This is a genomic window from Paraburkholderia phenazinium (assembly GCF_900141745.1).
In the GTDB taxonomy this organism is placed as follows: domain Bacteria; phylum Pseudomonadota; class Gammaproteobacteria; order Burkholderiales; family Burkholderiaceae; genus Paraburkholderia; species Paraburkholderia phenazinium_B.
Window position 1 is genome coordinate 378038 of the sequence record NZ_FSRM01000002.1, and the last position, 25490, is coordinate 403527.

Sequence of the window (25490 nt, forward strand, 5' to 3'; positions counted from 1 at the left end):
GGAAAGAAGAGGCATGAACTCACTCAGTACAAACCCTAAATGGTAATTGTCTCGGACACTGGAGATTCGAACACCCGGAGAGTTAAGCAGGCAAGGCAAGTTGGGGCTGGACCCACCAGCGTTGGAAAAATAGCTAACTGCGTTGTGAGTTATCACATATGCGACAGGTCGGGATAACTTTAAGATCTGATGTGCTCACTGCCGTGAACTTGCGCTTATGTACAGGGTGAGGAGAACTCACGACGGTAACTTCTGGTCTAGCAAAGTCTCATTCAAATATGTTTCTGAACGGCGCACCCCATGGCCCCATGCCTGCTGTCTCTGGAACAAATTAGCTCCCAAATACACGCCTTTCCTGCGGACCGGTCTGCAAGCAGGTCCACTGCCACTATGTCTGGCTAGCGGCAAGTCCGCGACGCAGCGACCTCGAGTTACACGTTACGTGCCTCAGCCAAATAACAGTGAAGGCTTGAATCATGTTGAACATTGGCTTTGAAAAGTCTTGGGCTTGCCTGAGATCCGGCCGCAGCATACCCATAGGCTTGGTGCCAAAGCTATTGAGCACTATGGTATGGCTCGTACAGTCATCCTTGCGTCGCTGGACAACAGATCAATCCAGGAATTCGGGTTCCATGCAACTACAAGGCTATCCGGCAACGCGAGGCCGAAAATCAATTCGAGTAGGCGCGCGGATAGCGTTGGTCTGCCTCTCTGTTCTGGCAGTGGCGCAAATCGAGGGTTGCGCGTCGCTGCCACCCTCGGCGAAAGCAGAAAGCTTCGCATTGCCCGCAAACGATGCAGATCCGCTAGTACAACTCGCCACGGCGAGCACACCTTCCGGGTCAGGGTCGAGCTTCAGGCCCATGCCTTTCAGCCGCATCTCCATGGACACCCGGCTCGCGCTTGCAAAGCGAGCATCCCACACCTTGGACCTTCAGTACTATTTGATTCAGGACGACACCACAGGAAGAACACTGCTCAGAGCTGTCAGGGACGCTGCGTTGCGCGGTGTCCGGGTGCGCATACTCGTCGATGACCTGTACACGGACACCAGTGAACAGCTTCTCCTGGATCTGTCGGCTACTCCGAACGTCGAGATCAGGCTGTTTAACCCTTTCCCCGCCGGAAGGACATCGGCGCTCATGAAATGGGCGTTGTCGCTGGATGACTTCTCTCGTCTAAACCACCGGATGCACAACAAGCTTTTCATTGCCGATGGTGCGTTTGCGGTTGCTGGCGGAAGAAATATAGCTGACGAGTACTTTTTTCAGAGCCATGTTGGAAATTTCATCGATTTCGACTTGTTGCTAGCCGGAGATGCGGTGCCGAGGCTTGAGTCAATTTTCGACAGCTACTGGAACAGCCCGCGGGTGTATCGAATGGCTAGCATCGACAACTCTCCCGACGACCTGGCCGCGCGGCAAGCGTCATTCGAACGCGAGACCGCCGGCGAGACCGCATTCGCCAGCGCACCGGCGGCGGTGGCAGATGAGCTCGGATTTCTTCCTTTCAGCCAGGAAGCAGACCAGCCTCGGCTGAACATGCTTTCCGGTCAGGTCGAAACCTTTGCCGATACGCCTGAGAAGGTTTCCGGCCGCGCCGAGAAAGGAGACGATGCGTCCACGGTGACGTCGCGCGTCTTAAAGGCGATATCCGAAGCGAATACGGATGTCTTGCTGGTCTCGCCGTATTTCGTCCCGGGGGAAGTAGGGATGGCTGCGCTGCAAAAGGTGCGCGACCGCGGCGTGAAAGTTACGCTGATAACCAATGCGGTAGGCGTGAACGATGAGCCCCTGGCTAGCGCTGCTTATGCTACATACCGCGTTCGCATGCTTCGAATGGGGATTGATATCTATGAGGTGAGCTCGCAGGGTCTACACGCCAACAAAGATGTAGAGACAGTGATCAAGCGGGACTCTATCGGTCGATCGCATGCCAAAATCGTCGTCATCGATAGCGATACGACCTTCGTGGGATCGATGAACATGGATTTACGATCATCCCGCGAGAATACAGAAATGGGGATGTTCGTGCACTCCCACCAGCTTTCCCAGCAGGTCATTTCCCTATTGAATGGGATCCGAAGCAGTGGGACCTATCACCTAAGCCTGGCGAGCGACGGAAAGACCCTGGAGTGGACGGCGATGGAAAACGGCACCGAGGTGATCTACAAGTCCGAGCCCGAGGTGAGCTTTGGAGCGCGGTGGAAAATGTGGCTTCTCGCTCCGTTTGTTTCGGAACAGATGCTTTAAGAACAGGCTTACAGGTAAAACCAGCCAGGGCCCACGCCTCGGAAAGAGACGCATCCTCGTTGTTCAAAGTCAAAATAATTTTGTTGATCGTCACAGTGACTTCGACGGTGCGTTTTCGCACCCATCACTCTTCAGTTGCACCCCGAGCAATACGACGTAGTGCAAAATAGCGTGGCGGAGACCTTGACCGTGGTCAACCTGAAAAAACGGTCGTTCGCTTCACCGGCAGCACCACGCGCCGGGGCAAGACTTCCGTAGACTGTCGACGACATAATCACCGAGGAATGCCAAGCATGACTAAAAATATCCCGGAGATATCGCCGGCCCTGCGCGAGTGGACCGAGAAAGTGGCCCTTGACCATGGGAAAGTCGTCGACCGGGTATATGCAGCGTTGATGAATATCAAGCTGTATGCAGATCTGGATTCCCCAACCAAACTTGATATACGCAATTCGGTTGCCTGGTCGGCCAAACTTTGGTTCGGCACCCTGTTGTCCGGCACCGCTCCATCGGCCGAAGGACTGGAGGCCTTCCGGGAGTACGGGCGCCGGCGGGTCTACCAGGGATTGCCTCTCGATGCGTTGCTGCGCGCTTTCCGGCTGGGGTCCCGCGAGTTATGGTGTTTTTATATTGACCCGGACGAGAAAAGCGACGAGTTGCGGGATGAACTGTTATTCCGGATCTCACCGTTTTTGATGGAGTTCTTCGACGTTCTGGCGCAGATCATCTCCCAGACCTACCTGGATGAACAATATAAACAGGCCCGCTGGCGGGAATCCCTTCGATATCAGCTGCACAGCATTATTTTTTACTACCCCGAAGACACCGAAGGATTCGCCAAAACCGCAGCCGCCCTCCGGCTCGATGGAACGATTCCCAGAATAGCGCTGGCCATCGACGTACACTCGATCGACAGCAATTCGCCGACGTTCAAAAGTGAACTCGACCGAATTGTCGTTGCCATCGCCCGACGGCTCAAATTGCCCGTCGATACGCTCTTCGACATCTGGTACGGCGGGAAACTACTCCTGTGGATACCGGCCCGGCTCGGCGACCTGATCGGCATGAGCGATCTTCAGGTGGGCAAACAGATCGCAGCGCTCGCAGAAACAAGCCCGGAAATCAAGGCAATCGGCGTTGGCCTGATGGGCGAAGGCGCGGCAGGCTGGGCTATGTCCGCGGAAGAAGCAAGCCGTGCCCTCAGTCTCGGCCGCGCTCAGGGAGGCGAAGAGAGCGTGTGGTTGTATTCGAAAATCGTCCTCGAAGAAAGCGTACGCTGTACGAAAAACGCACTGCGTTACCTTGTCTCTCTGGTCGAACAACTCGCGAGCGAACCCGAATTGCTCGAAACACTCAAGACCTACTTCGACCAGTTGCAACGGAGAAAGGTCACCGCGAGCGTTCTTGGCATTCATCCGAATACGCTCAACTATCGGCTCGAACGAATTGAAAATATCCTCGGAGCACGCCTCGACGACGCCAGCTGGATATCGAAGCTCGATATTGCAATCAAGCTGCACGGCTCGGCCAGGTAAACCAGGCCGGAGGCACCGGCATTGGAAAAATAGCTAACTGCGTTGTGAGTTATCACATATGCGACAGGTCGGGATAACTTTAAGATCCGATGTGCTCGCTGCCGTTGATTCGAACTTACGTACAGGGTAAGAAAAAGTCAGGGCCTGCGCAAATTAATGAGCGTCGCCCGACCGGGCAGGCGCTGGACGTCCATGAACCCGGAAGGTCCGTTTCGATGTCAAAAGATTTGTCTGCCCCCTGCTTCGACACCGTTCTCTACGAAAAGAGAAATGCTACGGCTTACGTGACGCTGAACCGTCCCGAGCTAATGAACGCGCTGAACCGGAAGGCGATTGCAGAACTAGGCGCAGCGTTTGCCGACGCACAAGCGGACTCGCAGATTCGCGGCGTCATCATCACCGGCGCAGGCAACCGGGCATTCATTGCAGGAGCCGACATCTCTGAGCTCGCCACCGCCACGCCGATCGAGGCCGAACGCCAGACGCGGGCGGGGCAAGCGCTTCTCAATCTCATCGAAAACCTCGGCAAGCCAGTCATTGCCGCAGTGAACGGCCTGGCACTTGGCGGTGGGTGCGAAACCGCACTCGCCTGTACGTTCCGGCTAGCCAGTCCGGGCGCGAAGTTCGGGCAGCCTGAGATCAAACTGGGGCTTATCCCCGGCTTCGGCGGAACGCAGCGGCTCCCTCGCCTCGTGGGCAGGAGTGTTGCGCTGAAACTCATCCTCACCGGCGAGATGGTATCCGCGGACGAGGCATATCGGATCGGCCTGGTAGATGAAGTCGTAGAAGCCGGAAATCTGATCGCCCGCGCCGAGGCGCTTCTGGCACAAATCGCCGCCAACGCACCGTTAGCCGTCGCTTATGTAATGGATGCCGTCAACGTTGGGCTCAACTCAGCGTTGCCGGAGGGACTCGCGCTGGAAGGAAAACTCTTCGCGCTATGCGCAGCGACCGAGGACAAGAAAGAAGGGACCACCGCCTTCCTGGAGAGGCGTCCGCCGAGATTCCAGGGCCGTTGAGACGGAACGGCTCTTCCTTGATCCAGCTCTCGATCCAGTCAAGCTTAGTAGTGCAAATGGTCAACGTCTAACCCCAAATCGGGAACACTTCCATGACTGACGGACAACGCGTGTTTTCAGGTCTCAAGGTGCTCGACCTTGCGAGCTACATTGCCGGCCCTGCGGCAACAACGATTCTGGCGGACTTCGGAGCAGACGTCATCAAGATCGAGCCGCCGGGTACGGGCGACGTGTACCGGTTCTTCTCGGCCATGCCGCCGAACCCGGTGGCAAACACGAACTACGCCTGGCAATTGACGAACCGCAACAAGCGCAGCATTGCCCTCGACCTGAAGTCCAGCGAAGCCAAGGAGGTGCTGACACGCCTCGTTCAATGGGCCGATGTCGTAGTCGTCAATTTCCCGCCACGTGTGAAAGCCGCTTTGGGCGTGAGCTACGAGGCGTTGTCGCCGCTCAACCCGAAGCTGATCTACGCCGACATTACCGGCTATGGATCCGAAGGGCCCGACGCCGACACACCCGGTTTCGATGTCACGGCGTATTGGGCTCGCTCCGGCCTCATGGAAGTTACCCACGACGCCGGTAGCCCTCCGACACTCCCTATTCCGGGGATTGGCGACCACGCCACGGCCACAACACTGTATGCGGCGATCGTCACGGCGCTCTATACACGCACCAGGACCGGCAAAGGCAGCCATGTGTCGACTTCGCTGATCGCCAACGGTATCTGGGCAGCAGCCGCGTGGGTCGAGGGCGGTCTCAATGGCGGTCGATTCTTCGCCCAGCACGACCGGAAGAATCCACCCAACGCACTGCTGAACCCATACCAGACAGCCGACGGTCGCTGGATTCTGCTGGTTGCGGCGCAACGCAAGGACTGGGCCGCCTTTACCCGCGCTATCGGTGTGCCAGAGCTTCTGGAAGACCCAAGATTTTCCGACGAACGACGTATCGATAACGCAGCCGCGTTGGTCAAAATTCTCGATCCGCTATTCGCGAGCCAGCCGCTTGCCTTCTGGAAAAAAACGCTTAACGCGGCGCGCGTGATTTTTGGCGTCGTGCAGATTGCCGAAGAGATCATTCACGATCCGCAACTGGAGGCCAACGGCATCGTCGTGCCGCTCGATCTGCCGGGAAAGCCCGCCATGCGCACGGTCAGCAATCCTATCCAGATCATGGGTGAACACAAAGTGAAGCCGGGCGCCGCGCCGCAACTCGGGGAACACGGCGCCGAGATCCTGCGAGAGATGGGCTTCACTCAGGACGAGATCGCACGTCTTCACGAGGCAGGCACTGTCGCGCGATTCGAAGGCGCGGCCTGATTCCACCGCGTTGGACGGTTTGCGCGAACGCCCTTGGCTGCCAGGCACGCGCAAGCCATTACCCAGCCATTCACCTGGAGCTTTACATGACTGAAGACGAAATTCGCGCACACGCCTACACGATGCCGATCAGCAGCCCAGCCTATCCCAAACCGCCTTTCCGGTTTGTCGACCGCGAATTCATCATCATTACCTATCGCACCGATCCGCAAGCGCTGGCCAGAATCATCCCTGCACCGCTGCTTCCTGCCGAACCTATCGTCAAGTACGAATTCATCAGGATGCCCGACTCGAGCGGCCTCGGCTCATACACCGAATCGGGTCAAGTCGTACCGGTGACTTTCGACGGTGTATCCGGAGGCTTCACACACGCGATGTACCTCGACAGCGGAGCCGGTATCGCCTCCGGACGTGAGTTACTTGGCTTTCCTAAAGTATTCGCCCAGCCGAAGCTTGAAATCCGCAACGACGCGCTGGTGGGAACCCTTGATTACAACGGTGTGCGCGTTGCAACCGCAACCATGGCGTACAAGTACGAGCCACTCGATCTCGCTGCCGTCAAGAAGACGCTCGCGGCGCCTGGCTTTCTGCTGAAAATCTTACCTCACGTCGATGGGTCGTCGCGGGTCTGCGAACTGGTCAGGTATTACGTCACCGACGTCACGGTCAAAGGCGCGTGGAGCGGGCCGGCCTCCCTTGAGCTGCATCCTCACTGTTTCGCGCCGGTCGCAAAGCTGCCGGTACTTGAGGTCCTATCGGCGATCCATATCCTGACCGACCTCACAATCGGTGGCGCCGAAGTCGTGCACGACTATCTGCACCATCCCTCGAACGCCTCCTGATCAACGCTCTAGTGGAACTCTCCATGACTGCCAGTTCAAAGCCTAACCACGCGCTTCCCGCTCCCGATAGCGACTTCTATCTGCTTAACGAGATTCTGAACGATACCGAGAGGGCTTTGCTTAAGCGGGTAAGGACCTTCATGGAGAGCCAGGTCGCGCCTGTGATCAACAAATTTTGGGCCGAGGATGCGTTCCCGTTCGAACTCATTCCCGGCATCCGGGACCTCGGCATCGTAGGCGTCGGATTCGAAGGATATGGCTGCCCTGGCGGCAGTACGCTTTTCGATGGATTTATCGCCATGGAGCTGGCGCGCGTCGACTCTTCCATCGCAACTTTTTATGGCGTCCACAGCGGACTGGCGATGGGCTCGATCTATCTTGGCGGTTCGGAAGAGCAGAAACAGAAATGGCTGCCGCCGATGGCACGGCTGGAAAAAGTCGGTTGCTTCGGACTGACCGAACCGCTGGTAGGGTCCGGCGCCGGGGGCGGATTGCTGACGACGGCGAGGCGTGAAGGGGATACGTGGATTCTGAACGGCCAAAAGCGGTGGATTGGAAATTCTCCCTGGTGCGACCTGTCGATTATCTGGGCACGCGATGTCGATGACAATCAGGTCAAGGGTTTCATCGTCGAAAACAAAACCACCCCGGGCTTTTCCGTCGAAAAGATCGAGAACAAGATCGCGCTGCGAGTCGTGCAGAACGGCGTCATCACGCTCGATAACTGCAGGGTGCCAGAAGAGAACCGCCTCCAGAGCGATCTGTCCTTCCGCGACACCGCGCGGGTACTGCGGCTGACCCGTCAATACGTTGCATGGGAGGCGGTCGGCTGCAGCATGGGGGCTTACGAACACGCGCTGCGCTACGCGCAGACTCGCGAGCAGTTCGGCAAACCGATCGCATCGTTCCAGATGGTGCAGGATCTTCTTGCCAGGATGCTCGGCAATATTACCGCGTCACAATGCATGGTCGTACGTCTGGCCCAGTTGCAGGATCAGGGCAAACTGCTGGACCAGCATTCCGCACTGGCCAAGGCATTTTGCACGACCCGTATGCGCGAGACCGTCGCGTGGGCGCGGGAAATCTTTGGCGGTAACGGCATCGTGCTCGACTATAACGTCGCACGCTTCTTCGCCGACGCCGAAGCGCTCTATTCATACGAAGGCACCCGCGAAATGAACTCCCTGATCGTCGGCAAGGCGGTGAGTGGTTTTAGCGCTTTCGTCTGACCTCACTCCACTCGAAGGATTGTTAGTTATGAGCAAAGACATCAACCGCATTGCCATTATCGGCACCGGCGTCATCGGTGCGAGCTGGGCCGCCTTGTTCCTTGCCAAGGGTAAGGATGTCATCGCCACGGACATCGCGCCGGATGCCCAAGTGAAGCTCGAGGCGTTCATCGACGCGGCATGGCCCGCATTGGAAAGGTTGGGACTCGCGCCAGGGGCCTCGCGCACCCGACTGGAGTTCGCGGCGAATCTCGACGACGCGGTGGCCGGCAGCGATTTGGTCCAGGAGAATGGACCCGAGCGTATCGATTTCAAAAAAGACCTCTACAGGCATCTCGACAATATCCTGGCGCCCACCACGATCATCGCGTCGAGTTCTTCCGGCCTGACCATGAGCGAGATCCAGTCGGCCTGCAAGAATTATCCTGAGCGGTGCGTGATTGGACATCCGTTCAATCCGCCACACCTGATACCGCTGGTTGAAATTGTCGGCGGCGCCAAAACATCTGAAGAGACCATCGAACGTGTCGCGGCTTTTTATAGCGGTCTCGGAAAGCGCACTGTTCGTCTGCATAAGGAGGTGCCGGGGCACGTCGCTAACCGGCTACAAGCCGCGCTATACCGAGAAATGGTGTATCTGATCTCGGAGGGCGTGGTCAGCGTGGCCGACGCGGATACTGCTGTTTCCTGGGGACCCGGTCTGCGCTGGGGTGGTATGGGTCCGAGCCTGCTCTTTCATCTGGGCGGAGGCGATGGCGGTATCGAACATTTCTTCGAACAGTTCACGGGACCGATGAGCGCATGGTGGCACGTACTCGGCGCGCCCGAGCTGACCCCCGAGGTTCGCGCAACCATCATCCGAGGGGTGCACGAACAGACTCAATCGCGATCCGCGCATGAACTTGCCGCGCATCGCGATGAGATCCTGCTCGGCCTCCTGTCCCTTCGGGGAGACGAAGTCTGATGTTGTCACGAGGCTGGTAAACCCCAGCCGCGACTGCTGAGTGCCATGGAACTAGAAGCGCTTGCGGATCCCGATCCGCAGCGCCACCTGATTCGGCGAGCTGGACGGTTCGAGCACGGGCGCGAGATCGGCAACCGCTCCGCCTCCAGCATGCATGTAGGTTCCGGACAGGTAGACATCGGTGGACTTGGAGAGAAAATAGTCCGCGCTCGCATCGAACTCCTGATACTTCGGTTCCTGCCCGGTCGCGGAGACATTCCCTATCGTATAGCTGTACGCAGCGCCCAGTTGCAACGTCGGCGTCACCATGTAGCTGGCAACCACTTCGCCGATATTGAACGTCACGTGTCCGTCGATCTTCGCGCCTACCGTGGGGTCGAGACCACCGAACTGCGTGTGCGTCCAGTCGGCGCTCAACTTCGCCGCACCGAACGTGTAGGCGGCGGCAAACCCGAACACCTTATAGCTGCTGGCGGCGAGTCCATAGTTGCCGTCGACGGTATTGGTGGCCGTCCATACCCCCTCCGTCACGGCGGTGGCCGGATGGTCGATCGAGGTATAGGCGCCCACCAGTTGCAGACTGCCGTTCACATACTGCAGCGCAAAGGACTTCGCGCTGTTCTGCGCGACATCGCCCGCGACGCCGCCGAAGCTGTAGGTCGCCACGCCGGTTAAGCCAGCAATGGTTGGAGAGACGTACTTGACGGCATTGTTGAGGTGAAAGTCGATGCCGTTATTATCCAGGTCCCCGGGGTGCGGAAACAGAATGCCACCCGGCAAGAGACCGTTTGCCGATAGCGCGCCGATATAGTCGCCGATTTCTTCGCCCTGCCGTCCTAACGTCAACGTGCCGTATGTGTCGTTGGTCAGGCCGACATAAGCCAGTCGTCCAAACTCCCGGCCGCCCTGGCTGAACGCGCCGGTATTGACGTTAAAGCCGTTTTCGAGCCTGAAGATTGCCTTCGTACCGCCCCCGAGGTCTTCGGCGCCCTTGAAACCCCAGCGATTGCCCTGCGAAATGCTGCTCTGCATCTGCAAGGCGCTCTTGCCGCCCTGGTTACTCGACCACGTCAGACCGTCGTCGATGATGCCGTAAATCGTCACGCTGCTTTGGGCCCAGGCCCCAGCACTAGAGAACGAGAGTCCAGCCAAAGCGAGGAGCAGCTTCTTCACAATGTTTCCTTATATGATTTATCCAGCTTTCGTTTGCATGACGAACTAATCTGATTGGGCAGAAGATTTAGCGTTCACCCAGCACGCGCAACGGGGCGGCACTTCGACATGGCGAAGACCCACCCCGTGAACCGAAATCTAAGTTGGCATATTCCCGGCAGCAAATCAGCCAAAAACGGCCTGCCAAATAAGCGTGACTTATTCGGGCGAAATTCGGCAAGTGCAGCGCGCCCGACATGAAGCCGGCTCATAGCGTTCATTTTTGTCCCGAATTTGACCGGCCTTTTCGCCGCGCCTATCGTTCGGCCATGTTTCCCGAGTGTCTCCTCTGCCTGCTGCCCCCGGTCTCCGGCGAGCAGGAACTCCAACTTCGTGTGTGCCCAATACCATGAACTCCGACGCGACAGTGACGCTTGCTCCCCCAACTCCCGCCCGCCCCATCAGCACGGTGCGTCGCGCCGTGACGACTGCCGTGCTTGGACAGGTGCTCGAGTGGTATGACTTTTTTCTGTACGGCACGGCCGCTGCGCTGGTGTTTGGCCACCTGTTTTTCCCGGTCGGGAACGATCCGTTGACGGGCACGATTGCCGCATTCGGCGGCTTTACGGTGGGCTTTATCGCGCGTCCGATCGGCGGTGTGCTGTGCGGGCACATTGGCGACCGCTACGGCCGCAAGACGGTCATGATGCTAACCCTGCTGACCATGGGAACCGCGACCGTATGCATGGGTTTGCTGCCCACCTACCAGCAAGTCGGCCTGGCGGCTCCGGTATTGCTCGTGCTGCTTCGCATCCTTCAAGGTCTTGCAGCGGGCGGCGAATGGAGCGGCAGCATCCTGCTGATTCACGAGAGCGCCCCCGCGTCGAAGCGCGGTGCACTCGCAGCCTGGAGCCCTGGCGGCGCAGCGTTTGGTTTCGTCCTGTCGACGCTCGCGTTCCTCCTCGTCAAGCGCTTGTCGCCCGATGATTTCCAGAGTTGGGGCTGGCGCTTACCGTTTCTTTGCAGTGCGCTGCTCGTGGTGCTCGGCCTGTGGATGCGCCGCTCCGTGGAGGAAAGCGCCGAGTTTGCCGAAGTCCGGGCCACGGGTAAAGAGAGCCGTCTGCCAATTGCGGAAGTGCTGCGCCGTTGCCCCCGCCAGGTGCTGACGGTCTTCGGCCTGCGCTTCGGCGAGGGCGCAGCATCGTATATCTTCTTCGCCTTTTCGATCGCCTACGGTCAGTTCATCGGCCTGAAATCGTCGTGGCTCCTCGGCGGCCTGACGGTCTCCATGCTGCTGATGATTCCGGTCTCGCTGTTCACAGGACACCTTACCGACAAGGTGGGCCGCAAGCCCGTCTACCTGGTCGGCGCCATTGCAATTGTTCTGGTCGCTTACCCCTACTTCGTGTTGCTGAGCTCCGGCGAGTTCGTCAAGGTCATGGCCGCTCTTATTCTCGCCAACAGCATCACGCTCGGCATACTCGAAGGCGCGCAACCCGCCTTCATCAGCGAATTGCTGCCGGTCCATCTGCGCTTCTCGGGACTCGGTATTGGACGGGAGATTTCATCGGTGCTGGGTGCCGGCCTCTCGCCCATGATCGCCACTGCCCTGCTCGCGCATTACCACAGTGCGACGCCCGTCGCCCTCTATCTCGGCGTGCTTGGGCTGATTACCGTGCTCGCCACCTGTCTCGCGCCCGAGACTTTCCCCAAGGCGCTCCGGCTGCAGGCGAGACAGGACGCTCAATGACATCACAGCGGCGGTAGTCCGCGACTCCATTCGTTTCGTCAATACATTCAAGGTATCGAGCATGCAAACCCTCCAAAGCTCAGGCGCGTCGACTTATGTCTACAACGCCCAGCCCGGCAGTTCAGCCACTGACTATCCGGAGTACTCAGGCCCGATCAGCCTGGATATCCTGATCGAGGAAATCGAGCGTCGCCGGGACGAATTCGACCGGTTGTCCCACGTTCCGCGTGACATGGTCGCAAAGATGAAACGCGCGGGTATTTTCCGCGCCAGCACGCCGCAGCGTTTCGGCGGCGATGCACTGCCGCCCCCGCGTTTTCTGGAAACACTGGAACGTATCGCCATTGCCGATGGATCGACTGCGTGGGTGGCGGCGTTCGGTTCCGCGAATACCTATCTCGCGGCGCTGCCGCTCGAGACTCAGACGCACATCTACGCGGGTGGTCCGGATCAGGTGTTTGCCGGTGGTCTCTATCCGCTTCAGAAGGCCGCACAGGCTCCGCACGGCTACCTGGTCAGCGGGCAATGGCGTTTCGCCAGCGGTTGCAAGGGCGCGGACTGGATCGGAGTGGGCATCGGTGGCGTCCCGGCCAACACGGGCGAAGCGGGCGCCGGGAAACCGTTCACAGCCGTCTTTCCAGCAAGCGAGGTCGAGATCGTCGAAAACTGGAACGTGGTCGGGATGCAAGGCACCGGCAGCCACGATCTGCGTCTGCAGAACAAGTTCGTCGACGCCCAGTGGACCTTCGTGCGCGGCGGCGCGGCGCTCATCGACGAGCCGCTCTATCGATACCCCGCCATCGCATATCAGGCCCAGGTGCACGCCGCGGTCAACATCGGGCTGGCGCGCGCCGCGCTCGATCTGCTTGCGCAGATGTCCGGCGTCACGCAGACCACCACGGGCGCACCGCGTCTGGCGGACCGGGCCTACTACCGCTCAGGTCTCGCGAAGGCAGAAGCCAACTGGCGCAGCGCACGGGCCTTCTTCTTCGAATCCGCGGAAGCCGCGTGGCAAACGATTCTGGCGGGCGACCCCGTGATGCCGGCTCAGGCGAACCTCCTGCGGCTCAGCGCAACACATGCGGCGCAGGTCGGCGCAGAGGTCGTGATGCAGGCGTATCAGATGGCCGGCATTGCGGCGATCTACCGCGAGAATCGTCTGCAGCGGCTGGTGCGCGATTCGATCGTGGTGACACAACACGCGTTTCTTGGCGAGGGCACCTACGATGCATCGGGTGCGCTGTTCGTCGGCATTCCGCCCGTCACGCCCTATCCGTGATGCGGAGCCCCTTATGACCGAGGACAACACCATGACGAGCGACGACACCCGGCGCCAGTTCCGCGATGCAATGGCGTATCTGCCGGCAGCGGTCAACATCATCACGACGGACGGCCCGCATGGACGCTGCGGCATCACCGCCAGCGCAGTCTGCTCGGTGACGGACACACCGCCTACCATGCTAGTGTGCATCAACCAGACCAGCTACGTGCACGACCTGCTGCGGCAAAACCGCAGTGTCTGCATCAATGTGCTGGCCGCGGAGTGCCAGGAGCTAGCGCGCACGTTTGCCGGCATGACAGGCTGTTCGATGGACGAGCGTTTCGAACATTGCGGATGGACCGCCGGTTCCTCTGCCGTGCCGGTGCTGGCAGATGCCATCGCGAGACTGGAAGGGCGGATTGTCGACAGCAAGGCAGTGGGTTCGCACTCGGTCCTGTTCGTGCGCATCGATCACATTTCGATGCGTGAGGACGGCGACGGCCTGATCTATTTCGGACGGCAGTTCCACCGCCTCGAGCGGCCTGGCATTGCGACGCCTTCGGGCAGCGCCGGCACGGCGAGGTAAGCATGGACGTCTGCCTCTTTCTGATCGGCACCGTCAGCGATATGCCCGACGGGGCGCCCACGATCGACGTTGCGTCCCTGCATGCCGCAACACATGCGATAGATGGTCTGCGGCGTCTTGTGATCCATCGTCCAGTGGAACCCGCGCGTGGCGATCCTTTGCTGAGCGCGCCTGGGAAACATCCGCACTGCGTCCTGCAGTGGTATTTCGACGACCTTGGCACGCTGGAGACGGCGCTTGAAAGCGACGGCTGCATCCAGACCGCCCTCGACATTTTGGGTACGTCTTCACATCAGAGCCTCTTCGCGCAGCAGGTCATGGCTGTGCGGACATTCGCTACGCCTGCAGGTGCGGGTGCCCCACAACAATCCGCCGAGCGATGCACGTATCTCGTCAGCTACGAAGGCGAAGCTGACGATTTCAATGCCTGGCTCACGCACTACCTCATTCACCATCCGCCGCTCATGGCCGAGCTTCCGGGCATCCGCGAGCTGGAGATCTACACGCGGGTCGACTACCGCAGCGGCCTCGCCTTGCCGCGCGCCACGGCAATGCAGCGCAACAAGGTGGTATTCGACGATCCGCTCGCCCTGTCGGCCGCCCTGGCCTCTCCGGTCCGCGCCCGTATGAAGCGCGACTTCGATCGCTTTCCGACGTATAGCGGGAGCACCCCGCATTACCCGATGCGCAGCATTTACGGTAATCTGCGCGAGGAGCCAAGCGATCGAAGGTCATGACCAAATCAAACCCGGGCGATACCGATCTGAATCTGCTGCGCGTGTTCATGGCCATCTGGGATCTGCGCAGTCTGACTGCTGCGGGAGACCGCCTGGGCCTGACGCAACCGGCCGTCAGCCATGCACTGCGCAGACTCCGCACGCTATTCGACGATCCGCTATTTGTCCGCACGCCTACTGGCATGGCCCCCACCGACGCGGCCGCCCACCTGTATCCGCCACTCGCCCAGGCATTCGGGATCATCAACGTCGCGGTGCAGCAGCTCACGAAATTCGACCCGGCAACGGCTGAACGGGTTTTTCGCGTATCGATGTCCGATATGTCGGAGTTCTACTTCCTGCCGCCGATCCTCGCCATGCTCGAGCACACGGCGCGCGGCATCCGGATCGAAGTCACCAATTTTCCGGTCGAATCGGTGACCGCCGCCATGCGTAGCGGCAAGGTCGATCTTGCGCTGGGTTATGTGCCGGGACTCGATCCCGGCTGCGTCAGCAAGACGCTATTCGTCGACGAGCACGTTTGCGTCGTGCGAGCCGGCCATCCTTTGCTAACGCCGGCGCCCACCAAAGAAGACCTCGCGGGTCTGCGTTACGTGTATGCCAGCACCAACGCGACCGGCCACAGGATGGTGGAGCAATGGCTGGAGGATTTGAATCTCAAGCGCGATGTCGTGTTGCGCTTGCCGCATTTCGTCGTGGCGCCCGAAATCGTCAGGCACACCGATCTCGCGGTGATTTTCCCGCGGAGCATCGCCCAGCGCTTCAATCAGAACGGGGCGTTCCGGATTCTGCCCTTGCCTTTCGCGCTCCCGCCCATCGAGATTCAGGTGCACTCGCATGCGCAGTTCTCGGCCGACCCGGGCATCGCATGGTTGCGCGAAGCGATCTACGGAATGTTTCATCAGGCCGGCTTTTAAAACCCACTTCAAGAACTCATTTGCCGCGCCACTCATTTGCTGCACTGATACCCGGCTCCATTTTCGGCGAATTTGACGCACCGAAATGGCGCGTCGAAACTGTTTGCCATGCGGAGCCCTCCCGATGAGGTCGCGACGCCCGACTCTTTCCTCCCGAGCAAACATGGCATCCGTGCAACCATCCACCCCGTCAATCGCAACTGCGGCGTCCAATAGTACGGCCCTTACCCGGATCGTCGTCGCCTCCGTCGCAGGCAATGCGATGGAGTGGTACGACTTCTTCGTCTACGGAACCGCTGCGGCGCTCGTCTTCGGGCAACTATTCTTTCCCGCCAATGCCGACCCGCTTATCGGTACGCTAGGCGCATTCGCTGCGTTCGCCATCGGCTTCGTCGCAAGACCGCTCGGTGGCATCGTGTTCGGCCACATCGGCGACCGCCACGGCCGCAAGGCGTCGCTGGTGTGGACTTTGTTGATCATGGGTGTCGCGACCTTCGGGATCGGGCTATTGCCGACTTATGCCCAGGCCGGACTGTGGTCGCCGGCCGCGCTCGTCGCACTGCGCCTGCTGCAAGGCGTGGCATCCGGTGGCGAATGGGGCGGCGGCGTGCTGATGATCAGCGAGAATGCGCCGCCGGAGAAGCGCGGCTACTACGCCGCGTGGAGTCAACTGGGCGTGGGCGGCGGTTTCGTTCTGTCTTCAGGCGCCTTTCTCGCTGCGCAGGCGCTACCCCACGCGCAGTTCCTCGCCTGGGGTTGGCGCCTGCCGTTCCTCGCGAGCGTCCTGATCTTTGCGCTCGGCGTCTATATCCGCTACAACCTGCCGGAAAGCCGCGAGTTCGAAAACGCGGAGCACGCCGGCAAGACATCGCATATGCCGGTACTGGAAGCAATCAAACGGCATCCTAAGGAAATCCTGATCGCGATGGGTCTGCGCGTAGCGGAAAATGGCGGTGCGTATATTTTTCTCGCGTTTTCACTGGTCTACGGCAAGTTCGCCGGCATCGCCAGCTCGACCATGCTCACCGCCGTCATGCTGGCCATGGTGGTCGAAATGGGCGCCATGCTGCTATGGGGCAAGCTCTCGGACAAGCTGGGACGCAAGCCCGTCTACCTGATTGGTGCCGTATCGCTCATGGTCATGGCATTCCCGTTTTTCTGGCTGCTGAACACGCATTCCACGCCTCTGATCTACCTGGCACTCGTGCTCGGCACGGCGGTCTGCCACGGCGCGATGATCGGCACCCTGCCTGCGCTCGTTGGCGAGCTATTCAGCACCGAGGTGCGTTATTCCGGCGTTGCACTTGGGCACGAGGTGGCATCGATTTTCGCGGGCGGCATGTCTCCGCTGATTGCCGTTGCGCTGCTTTCGCACTACCACGCGTATTGGCCCGTTTCGCTCTTTCTCATGCTGCTCGGGCTCGTGACCGTCGTCACGCTGCGCTTCACGCACGAGACGCGCGCCTCGACGTAGTGCAGGGCATCGTTCCTTTATAACTGGTCGAATTTGCGCACCGACTCGATCAGCAGGTTTCTCATCCACACAATGCCGTCCTCGTCGTGAAAGTGCTCGTGCCAATGCATTGTCACCGAGGCCGCCGGCAAGCGAACCGGCAGATCGTAGATCTGAAATGCCTTGGCTTTGTTCAGGATTTGCGCGAGACGCTTTGGTAGCGTCGCGTAAAGATCCGTCACCATCAGGATGTTCGGCAACGCGACGAAGTGAGGTAATTCGAGTGCGATATTACGACCGACGCCCTGCGCCCGCAGCGCGTCGTCCAAAGCGTGGTGACTGTGCTCGAGAGAACGCACCTGAATGTGCGACGCCCCAAGAAAATGCTCGAGATCGAGCTTCTTTCCCGTCGGCAAGCCGCGGCGTCGCCGCGTCATACATACGTATTCCTCTTCGAACAGCAACTGGTGGCGTGTGCGCGCCATCAGTTCGGGAAGATTGCCGATGGCAAAGTCCAGCTTGCTGGAACGCAGCGCATCTTCCATTTCCTCCACGGGCATCGGCTGCACGATGAGCCGGGTACGCGGTGCCTGTTCGTGCAATGCCTTGCAGATGACGGGCAGATAGGCCATTTCGCCCGCATCGGATAGCGATAGCCGAAACGTGCGTGTGCTCACCGCCGGATCGAATGACTCTGCGTAGCGCAGCGCCTCGCGCACGGTGTCGAGCGCACGGCCCACGATCGTCGCGAGTTCCAGCGCGATAGGCGTGGGCTGCATGCCCGAGCGGGTACGGATGAATAGCTGATCATCGAATAGTGTGCGCAGGCGGCCAAGCGCATAGCTCACGGCCGGCTGCGAAAGCGCGAGACGTTCCCCCGCCTTGGTCAAACTGCGCTCTTCCACGATGGCTTGAAACACCCGCAGAAGGTTGAGATCGATATGGTCAAGCGAAGTCATGGGGGCAGCCTATTATTTGCGTCACTTATTCGTCGACTCATTTTAGATCGATTTGACCGATATTGGCTACACGCCGAAACTAGTGAAAACGCTAGCGCGCAGCACACTGCGCCCCCCCGGCCCCGACACAACTTCCAAGCGACTCTACCGTGACAACCCAGAGACACTGATGAGCGACACTCACTATCAAACCATCAACACCGACGCCCTGCATCGTCGCGTACAGCCCGACCGCATTGCACCGTCCATGTACTACGACCCGGCGCTCTTCGAAGCGGAACTCGAGCGCATTTTCTACAAGACGTGGATCTGGGTCGCGCACGCAAGCGAGCTGCCGAACCCCGGCGATTTCCGCACCACGACGATTGGACGTCAGCCCGTCATCGTGGTACGCGACAAGAGCGGCGCGGTGAACGTGTTGCAAAACCGCTGCCGCCATCGCGGCGCCACCGTCTGCGAGGAACACAAGGGCAACGCCAAAGGCTTTACGTGCCCCTATCACAGCTGGTCGTACGCGCTTGACGGCACGTTGCGTGCTCTACCCTATGGCGACGGCTACGAAGGCGTCTGCGAGAAAAACGAACTGCCGCTGAAATCGCTGCGCGTGGGCATCTATCAAGGACTAATCTTCGCGAGCTTCAACGAAGAGATCGAGCCGCTGGAAGACTTTCTCGGCGGCGCCAAGCCGTGGATCGATCTGTTCATGAAGCAGGGCGCCGGCTATCCGATCAAGGCGAACGGCGAGCATAAGTTCAGATTCAAGGGCAACTGGAAAATCCAGCTGGAAAACACCACTGATCTCTATCACTTCCCGGTCGTTCACAAGTCGTGGATGAAATCGATCGACGACGAAACAGCCGCTGTGATCACCAGCTTCATGACAAGCGACGACGCCTTCTGCCGCTCGCTCGGCAATGGCCATAGCCTTGCGGTGCTCGTGCCGGAGCTGGTCGATCTCGACCACGACGACGGTGCACCGTTGCCCGAGCGCTTCAACGATCTCGCCACGAAGCTGGCCGAGCGTCACTCGCCCGATGAAGTCCGGCGCGTCGTGCGCTCGCTGATGGGCGTCGGCTTCAATCTGAATCTGTTTCCGAATCTGGCGTTGTCGATGGCGTTCTTCCGCGTACTGCGGCCGCTGTCTGCAGAGGAAACAGAAATCCGCCACGTCGCGCTCGCGATGGACGGCGGACCCGATGAAGCGAACCGCGTTCGCCTGCGTATTCATGAGCACTTCCAGGGTCCCTTCGGGTTTGGCAGCCCGGACGATGCGGAAGCGTGGGAACGCGTTCAGCGCGGCTCGCACGCCGGCCCCGATGTGCCGATCCTGGTAAACCGCGGGCTCAACCGCGAGGCCACCGCGGCGAACGGCGAAAAGACCGCACATGCCACCGACGAGACGGGCATGCGCGAAGCGTACAGGCAGTGGCGTGCAATGATGGAGCAGGCATGATGGATGAGCGCAACACCCCTTTCTCGCAGCAAACCTTCGCGCGGGCCGTCGAGTTCATCTGGCGCGAAGCCGAGATGCTCGACCGCCGCGACTACCGTGCATGGCTCGATCTATGGGATACCTCAGGTTTCTACGTAGTGCCGATCGATCCCAGCACGACCGACTACGCGGCCTCGTTGAACTACGCCTATGACGATCAGGATATGCGTGAAAAGCGCGTGCAACGGATGACGTCGGGCTATTCCGCATCGGCCTCGGATGCCGCACGAACCGTGCGCACCGTGTCGCGCTTCACGCTTGAAAGCACTACCTCGGAAGTGGTCGAAGTGAAATCGGCGCAGGTGATCGTCGCTTACAAGCGCGGCGTCACGACAATCTTTGCAGCAGACCTCTCGCACACGGTCAGCTTTGCGAGTGGCGAACCACGCCTCGTTGAAAAGGTCATCCGTTTGATCGATTCGACTGAAGCGCTCAGTGCAATCGGCTTCCTGCTTTGATTGCTCCATGAAAATGCGTCGGCCGTGAGTCGGCGGACGATGCATACAACCGGTATCTCTCTCATGCCTACACTCGAAGTCTATTTGGCCGCGGGTCACAGCGATGCCAGCAAAGCGGCGTTGATTCACGGAATGACGCAAGCGACTGTCCGTGCGATCGGCGCGCCCGCCGAATCGGTGCGCGTGCTGCTCAGCGAGTTGCCGGCGGCGCACTTCGGTATTGGCGGCAAGAGTGCAGCCAACGGCGCGGCGCCATCCCTGCCGGTCATTGTCGCGATCCTGATTGCCGGTCGCTCCGACGCGCAAAAGCAGGCGTTGATCTCTGCGCTCTCCGCCACCGGCGCTGCGATACTGGATGCCCCCATCGAGGCGACGCGCGTCATCATCAAGGACATTCCCAACACTGACTTCGGCATTGGCGGTCAGACGGCACGGGCGCTCGGGCGCTGATAGGTGACGGGGCTTGTGCCTCCCAACCTGGGGCGCTACCGGGATAAAAGCATATGTTGGTCGGGAATTGGCCGTACCGTCCGCAATGAATGCGCAGGAGTGAAGCGACATGACACGGAATGACAGCCCTCAAGGGCAGAGCACGCTCGAGGCACTCCAGGCGCGCATCTCGGCACTCGAAGCCGAACGCGCTGCGCGCAAGACAATCTCGCGGTATATGGCGCTTTGCGATGTTCCTTCAGCCGCCAGCAGCGGTGAATCTTTGGCGGCGCTGTTCGCCAATGACGCAATCTGGGAAGGTATCGGTTCCCAATACGCGCAGAAATTCGGTCGCCTGGAAGGACGCGCAGAAATCGTCACGATGCTGCAGCGGTATCTCCCGCCCACCCCGCACTTCACCACGAATGTACACTTCCTGACGGCGGAAACAATCGAGGTCGCGGGCTCGTCGGTCAAGGGGCGCTGGGTAATGCTTCAGGCGTCCGGCTACGTCGACGCTCCAGCACAACTGATCTCCGCGCGCCTCGAAGTCGATTTCTCGCCCGCACCTGACAGCGACCGGTGGCTCATCCAGCATTTTCGCACCGAGCGTCTGTTCGACGCGCCCTGGCACGTCAACCCTCGAAACGACACGACATCATGACAGCCTTTATCAGTCAGTTTTCCTTACGTTCTAACGAAGCCGCGAGCGCGCTGACGATTGCGATCAAGGACACGATCGACGTTGCTGGCTACCCGACCACCGCGGGAAGCCGGGCGCTCGCCGGTTCCCCACCTGCGGCACGCCATGCCGACGTGGTGCAAAACGTGCTCGATGCGGGTTGGCATATCGTCGGCAAGGCGAACATGCATGAACTGGCGTTCGGCATGACAGGTATCAACGATTTCACCGGCACACCGCGCAATCCGCAAGATCCAGCGCGCATTCCAGGGGGTTCGTCGAGCGGCTCGGCGTCGGCGGTCGGCCTCGAGCTCGTGGACGCGGCACTCGGTACTGACACCGGCGGCTCCATTCGCGGACCCGCAGCGTGTTGCGGTGTGATTGGCCTCAAGCCCACGTTCGGGCGCGTGTCGCGTGTCGGCGTCGCACCCGCCGAATCGTCGCTCGACTGCGTTGGCCCGTTTGCCCGCGACATGCGCACGCTCATCGCTGCGATGGCGGGGATCGACCCAACATTCGGTATCGGCGCCGCAAGCGAGGGGCGTACAGGGATCAACATCGCATGCGTGTCAGTCGAGGCCGACGCCGACATACTCAAGGCTGTGCAGAACGCGGTCGATCGGGTCGAAGGCAATATGCGATCTATCGAGCTTCGCCTTCTTCAAGACGCGTTCGACGCGGGACTCGCAGTGATCAATGCGGAGACCTCGCGCGCTTTCGGACACCTGGCCGGAGCCGGTCGACTCGGCGCCGATCTCGAAGCGCGTTTGCGCCTCGCGGCCGCGACGACGGCCGCGCAGTTAGAGGCGGCGGAGCAGGTGCGGCGCCGGTTCACGGAAGCAGTCGACCACGCTCTCGCCGACGTGGACGTGCTTGTCATGCCTACCTTGCCTACTCTGCCCATCACAGTTGAGGCTGCGCGCAGCGGTACGTCGGTTATCGCCATGTCGTCGCTGATTCGCCCGTTCAATCTGAGTGGTCATCCCGCGCTCAGTATGCCGATACCTGTTGCCAACTCGTCACTGAAAGCAGGCTTGCAGATTATCGGGCGCAAGGGTGCTGACGAACGGGTATGTGCTGTCGCAGCGTGCTTTGAGGCCGCGCTTGCGGCGTGATTATCCCGGCGCCCAATAATTCGCGATCCGGGAAGATTCTCTTCCGCAAAAGCGAGAATCCTCCGGATCCGGTCGCGCTCGTCCAGCTCTTTACGACGTGGCGGTCACCCTAGACTGTCGTCATATAGCCCCTTACGCCAGAAGATGACGATGCTGCGCGATGAACTGTTCTGGCGTCGTCAGCGGCTAACCAACGATTTCAGCCGCGCTGTTGTCGACGCCCACCAATAGCTGTTCCTGCTGATCGACCTTGATCGCCTTGAAATGCAATCTGATTTCGGAGAGCATTGAAGATGCATCGGCCAGATTGCTCGACTTCATGAAGGAAAGTGCGGCGTCTGGTAAGCCAACGACTCAATACGTCGACAGATATCTCACTGAGCAACACCGCGAAGAGAGGGGAGACGGATGCCTGATCGCAGCATTGGGGAGCGAGATTGCGCGCGAGCCTGCGGCTCAAGCTGCATTCACGCGGCATGTGGAGGGTACGCTCAAAGGCTTAACCGAGCCACTTGCAAAGGCAAAAAAGAAAAATGCTCGTCGCGATGCGATCCATACGCTTTCAAGCATCGTCGGAGCCATCATTCTGGCTCGCGCGGTTGACGACCCTGAACTCTCGGAAGAGATTCTTCGCGAGGTGCGGGCGGTTCTGGACTGAATGCGTGTCTATCGGGTGATGTGTAATTGAACAGGCGACTGTCCCTCGTCACTCCCCTTCCTCACAGGAGCCCAACCTACCGACGTTTGCGGCGAAGTTCGCGCCCTGCGTATACAGCCAAAAAAAGGCCAATAAGCGTGGCCGCTACGGCCAACGATTCATCATGCCGTCCGCTGTCGATCGACAGCGTTGCATGAAACCAGAGGCTCATTCCGATCGCCGTCATGAGCAAGCCAAAGATAAGCCCCCACACCGGTCCCGCCGTACTAGAGCTTTCTAATCTGTGAGACATCTTCATCGCTGCACTTCCCCGCCCCGAGTTTTTTTGATTGCCGCTTCCTGCTAGTTCAGCCTTCGCGCTGCCTGGAAGTAGCGTACGCGATCAAAAAAAAGCCATCAACAGGCTAAAGCCAGAATACGGCGCACTGAACTATCATCAGAGTGCCGCGAGGCGCACCCTTCATCCGATGTATTAACGAGGAGCTGACGATGTCGATTGAAAACGTTATCTACCGTGCTCACGCCGATGTGACGGGAGGCCGCGAAGGCCGCGCCGTCGCGCCGGAAGGCGGATTGGACCTGAAGCTGACGAGACCGAAAGCGTTGGGTGGCAATGGCGAGAAAGGCACCAACCCCGAAGAGCTTTTTGCCGCTGGTTACAGCGCGTGCTTTATCGGTGCAATGCAGTTCGTTGGTCAGCGCGACAAAATCACGGTCCCGGCAAATGTGTCGGTCAACGGAAACGTGGGTATCGGGCCCATTCCTAATGGCTTCGGCATCGAAGTCGAATTGAAGATCTCGTTGCCGGGCATGTCGCGCGAAGCGGCCCAGGATCTGATCAACCGCGCGCATATTGTGTGCCCCTATTCGAATGCTACACGCAACAACATCGACGTGACACTGACACTCGTCTAAGCCGTCAAGCGGTTCGATCCGTTGCAGGTCACGCTAATCGGTGACCTGCCGCCCCTCTACTCGGTTTGGAGCGCTGAAAGCCGTGTCAACGGCGCTTCATCTTGAGCACACGAGAAATCTGACCCAGCGTAAAACCGCTGTTCTTGACGTACTTTTCGTAGTCAAGGGGCGCGGTAAGCGATTCCTCAGTGACGTATTCGCCCATATAACGAAAGCGGTCGGACGCGGTTCGCACAAAGACAGGTACGGGTTCGGTCTGTCGCGCAAGCGTTCGACCGGCCGCACGTGAAGCCGCGCTGCTGTCGCAAACAATGACGTCTGGGGCGTAGGGATTCAGATCCTGGCGCAATCGCGCGGCGACTACCTTGCCACCCTTCACGGGCAAAAATGCCTGCTTGCATCCGCCCGTCACCCTGTGAATATCTTCCCGGGAATATTCTTTTCCGATTTCAAACATGCTCTCACTCCTGACAATAACGCCTGACTGAGGTCCAGTAGCGTCAAGCGGAGCGATGATATCGGTCCTGACCTAAATCCCTTGTAAAGAGTGTGAGTGCCTTGGTAAAGGACGTATACAGCCCAAGTCGAACAGATCGGCATACGTGCCGGCCGCGCGCGAACGACACGACACGGCGACGATGAACGCCGGCTCCAGCAGTTGCTCACTTGCCGCCAGTGACGTCGAGGAACGTGCCGGTAATGAAGGAAGCCTCGGCACTGGCTAGCCATAGGATCGCCCGCGCAACCTCTTCAGGCTGGCCGCCTCTTCCCATAGGGATCGAATCCTTGACGCGATCCACCCGTCCCGGCTCTCCACCGCTGGCATGCATGTCAGTGTAGATGTGCCCTGGGCGAATGCAGTTGACGCGTATCCCATCCCGCGCAACTTCTTTTGCAAAGCCGGTAGTGAATGTCTCAAGAGCGCCCTTCGACGCGGCGTAGTCGACATATTCGTTTGGACTGCCAAGCCGCGCCGACGCCGATGAGATGTTGATCACGGCGCCGCCTCGTCCGTTGTGACGAAAGGACATCCGCTTCACCGCTTGCTGTGCACAGAGGATAGGACCGACCGAGTTGACAGCAAAGATCCGCTGCATCCGCTCGAACTCAAGATCCTCCAGCCGGGACTGCCGCGCAATGATCGCGGCGTTGTTCACCAGCACATCGATCCGCCCGAACTTACGGTCGATCGCGGCGAATAGCTGAGCGACCTGCTCAGGGTCCGCGCTATCTGCGCGCACAGGTAACGCTCGACGCCCCGCAGCTTCTACATCGGCCGCCACCGCAAGGGCGGCAGCTTCGTCGGAGACGAAACTGATCGCCACATCGTAGCCACGTGCGGCAGCAAGACGCGCAGTCGCTGCGCCTACGCCACGACCACCACCCGTTATCAGAATTAGCGGCGCCTGCGGGACGGTATTCATTTAGCGAACCTTCGTGTGTTGGTGGGATAACAATTGAGCGCTGGGACCGGCTGAATGCTGGCGGCTCATTGGCTACTCACCGACTGCCTTCGCCGATTCGCCCCAACGCAGACAGACAAGAATAACGATCGTGCGATGCAAAGACAAAGCAGATTAAATACGGGCCCGGGTTAGAAAAACTCTTTCGATGACGAGCACGTTGCCCTCCGCGTGAGGAATGACGATATGTGGCTTAACATTACGATCTGCCGGGAGCCGGCCCCTCTCATTTGCTAGCCTGCGATAAACTGCTACACGCATCGACAGCAAGCCGTCCATGATGGGCTGCCAAATCATCGC

The 25490-nt window shown here is 59.6% G+C and carries 24 protein-coding genes; 20 read left to right on the top strand and 4 right to left on the bottom strand.

Annotated elements, in window-relative coordinates:
* Positions 1–632 precede the first annotated feature (632 nt).
* From BUS06_RS21755 to BUS06_RS21785, 7 genes are all read left to right on the top strand, one after another.
* On the top strand, positions 633–2252 hold the full coding sequence (locus BUS06_RS21755) for a phospholipase D family protein (RefSeq protein ID WP_167379416.1): 1620 nt from the start codon (positions 633–635) through the stop codon (positions 2250–2252).
* Between the two features lie 293 nt (positions 2253–2545).
* On the top strand, positions 2546–3787 hold the full coding sequence (locus BUS06_RS21760) for a PucR family transcriptional regulator (protein ID WP_074266506.1): 1242 nt from the start codon (positions 2546–2548) through the stop codon (positions 3785–3787).
* An 89-nt stretch (positions 3788–3876) separates the two neighbouring features.
* Entirely contained in the window at positions 3877–4806 is a 930-nt protein-coding gene (locus BUS06_RS21765; RefSeq protein ID WP_254368934.1) for an enoyl-CoA hydratase/isomerase family protein, read from the top strand.
* Between the two features lie 92 nt (positions 4807–4898).
* Positions 4899–6128, top strand: a complete 1230-nt coding sequence (locus BUS06_RS21770) for a CaiB/BaiF CoA transferase family protein (protein ID WP_074266508.1) — start codon at positions 4899–4901, stop codon at positions 6126–6128.
* 86 nt (positions 6129–6214) lie between these two features.
* Positions 6215–6970 (top strand): acetoacetate decarboxylase, encoded by a 756-nt coding sequence (locus BUS06_RS21775; RefSeq protein ID WP_074266509.1) that lies wholly within the window; start codon positions 6215–6217, stop codon positions 6968–6970.
* Between the two features lie 23 nt (positions 6971–6993).
* Positions 6994–8199, top strand: coding sequence for an acyl-CoA dehydrogenase family protein (locus BUS06_RS21780; RefSeq protein WP_074266510.1), 1206 nt, complete (start codon positions 6994–6996; stop codon positions 8197–8199).
* A gap of 28 nt (positions 8200–8227) precedes the next feature.
* Positions 8228–9163, top strand: coding sequence for a 3-hydroxyacyl-CoA dehydrogenase NAD-binding domain-containing protein (locus BUS06_RS21785; RefSeq protein ID WP_074266511.1), 936 nt, complete (start codon positions 8228–8230; stop codon positions 9161–9163).
* 51 nt (positions 9164–9214) lie between these two features.
* Here the strand turns inward: BUS06_RS21785 and BUS06_RS21790 are convergent, their stop codons facing one another.
* Entirely contained in the window at positions 9215–10336 is a 1122-nt protein-coding gene (locus BUS06_RS21790) for a porin (protein ID WP_074266512.1), read from the bottom strand.
* 388 nt (positions 10337–10724) lie between these two features.
* Here BUS06_RS21790 and BUS06_RS21795 point away from each other — a divergent pair, with 388 nt between their 5' ends.
* The 6 genes from BUS06_RS21795 to BUS06_RS21820 all read left to right on the top strand — a co-directional run bounded on the left by BUS06_RS21795 (position 10725) and on the right by BUS06_RS21820 (position 17040).
* Complete coding sequence (locus BUS06_RS21795) at positions 10725–12065, top strand: MFS transporter (protein WP_074266513.1); 1341 nt, start codon at positions 10725–10727, stop codon at positions 12063–12065.
* A 61-nt stretch (positions 12066–12126) separates the two neighbouring features.
* A complete protein-coding gene (locus BUS06_RS21800; RefSeq protein WP_074266514.1) occupies positions 12127–13344 on the top strand; it encodes an acyl-CoA dehydrogenase family protein in 1218 nt (405 codons plus the stop codon).
* Positions 13345–13375: 31 nt separating this feature from the next.
* On the top strand, positions 13376–13912 hold the full coding sequence (gene hpaC, locus BUS06_RS21805) for a 4-hydroxyphenylacetate 3-monooxygenase, reductase component (protein ID WP_074269229.1): 537 nt from the start codon (positions 13376–13378) through the stop codon (positions 13910–13912).
* Positions 13913–13914: 2 nt separating this feature from the next.
* Positions 13915–14649: an ethyl tert-butyl ether degradation protein EthD gene (locus BUS06_RS21810; RefSeq protein WP_074266515.1), complete on the top strand. Its 735-nt coding sequence runs from the start codon at positions 13915–13917 to the stop codon at positions 14647–14649.
* Positions 14646–15566 carry a LysR family transcriptional regulator gene (locus BUS06_RS21815; RefSeq protein WP_074266516.1) on the top strand — a complete coding sequence of 307 codons (921 nt, stop codon included), beginning with the start codon at positions 14646–14648 and terminating at the stop codon, positions 15564–15566. Before BUS06_RS21810 ends, BUS06_RS21815 begins: the two co-directional genes overlap by 4 nt.
* Positions 15567–15729: 163 nt before the next feature.
* A complete protein-coding gene (locus tag BUS06_RS21820) occupies positions 15730–17040 on the top strand; it encodes an MFS transporter (protein WP_074266517.1) in 1311 nt (436 codons plus the stop codon).
* A 17-nt stretch (positions 17041–17057) separates the two neighbouring features.
* Here BUS06_RS21820 and BUS06_RS21825 read toward each other — a convergent pair whose 3' ends face one another.
* Positions 17058–17978 carry a LysR family transcriptional regulator gene (locus tag BUS06_RS21825; RefSeq protein WP_074266518.1) on the bottom strand — a complete coding sequence of 307 codons (921 nt, stop codon included), beginning with the start codon at positions 17976–17978 and terminating at the stop codon, positions 17058–17060.
* A gap of 169 nt (positions 17979–18147) precedes the next feature.
* On the opposite strand from BUS06_RS21825, the gene BUS06_RS21830 reads away from it, so the two are divergent.
* The 7 genes from BUS06_RS21830 (at position 18148) to BUS06_RS21865 (ending at position 23727) form a co-directional block, all read left to right on the top strand.
* Complete coding sequence (locus BUS06_RS21830; protein ID WP_074266519.1) at positions 18148–19431, top strand: aromatic ring-hydroxylating oxygenase subunit alpha; 1284 nt, start codon at positions 18148–18150, stop codon at positions 19429–19431.
* Positions 19428–19928 carry an aromatic-ring-hydroxylating dioxygenase subunit beta gene (locus BUS06_RS21835; protein ID WP_074266520.1) on the top strand — a complete coding sequence of 167 codons (501 nt, stop codon included), beginning with the start codon at positions 19428–19430 and terminating at the stop codon, positions 19926–19928. Before BUS06_RS21830 ends, BUS06_RS21835 begins: the two co-directional genes overlap by 4 nt.
* A gap of 63 nt (positions 19929–19991) precedes the next feature.
* Positions 19992–20378 (top strand): tautomerase family protein, encoded by a 387-nt coding sequence (locus tag BUS06_RS21840; protein ID WP_074269230.1) that lies wholly within the window; start codon positions 19992–19994, stop codon positions 20376–20378.
* A gap of 109 nt (positions 20379–20487) precedes the next feature.
* Positions 20488–21021 carry a nuclear transport factor 2 family protein gene (locus BUS06_RS21845; protein WP_074266521.1) on the top strand — a complete coding sequence of 178 codons (534 nt, stop codon included), beginning with the start codon at positions 20488–20490 and terminating at the stop codon, positions 21019–21021.
* On the top strand, positions 21018–22154 hold the full coding sequence (locus tag BUS06_RS21850) for an amidase (protein WP_074266522.1): 1137 nt from the start codon (positions 21018–21020) through the stop codon (positions 22152–22154). The genes BUS06_RS21845 and BUS06_RS21850 overlap by 4 nt, the downstream gene beginning before the upstream one ends.
* 250 nt (positions 22155–22404) lie before the next feature.
* Positions 22405–22812, top strand: a complete 408-nt coding sequence (locus tag BUS06_RS21855; protein WP_143787630.1) for a TetR/AcrR family transcriptional regulator — start codon at positions 22405–22407, stop codon at positions 22810–22812.
* A 489-nt stretch (positions 22813–23301) separates the two neighbouring features.
* On the top strand, positions 23302–23727 hold the full coding sequence (locus BUS06_RS21865) for an organic hydroperoxide resistance protein (protein WP_074266525.1): 426 nt from the start codon (positions 23302–23304) through the stop codon (positions 23725–23727).
* A gap of 85 nt (positions 23728–23812) precedes the next feature.
* Here the strand turns inward: BUS06_RS21865 and BUS06_RS21870 are convergent, their stop codons facing one another.
* Both BUS06_RS21870 and BUS06_RS21875 read right to left on the bottom strand, forming a co-directional pair.
* Positions 23813–24184: a DUF6697 family protein gene (locus BUS06_RS21870; protein WP_074266526.1), complete on the bottom strand. Its 372-nt coding sequence runs from the start codon at positions 24182–24184 to the stop codon at positions 23813–23815.
* 205 nt (positions 24185–24389) lie between these two features.
* Complete coding sequence (locus tag BUS06_RS21875; protein ID WP_074266527.1) at positions 24390–25151, bottom strand: glucose 1-dehydrogenase; 762 nt, start codon at positions 25149–25151, stop codon at positions 24390–24392.
* Positions 25152–25490 lie beyond the last annotated feature (339 nt).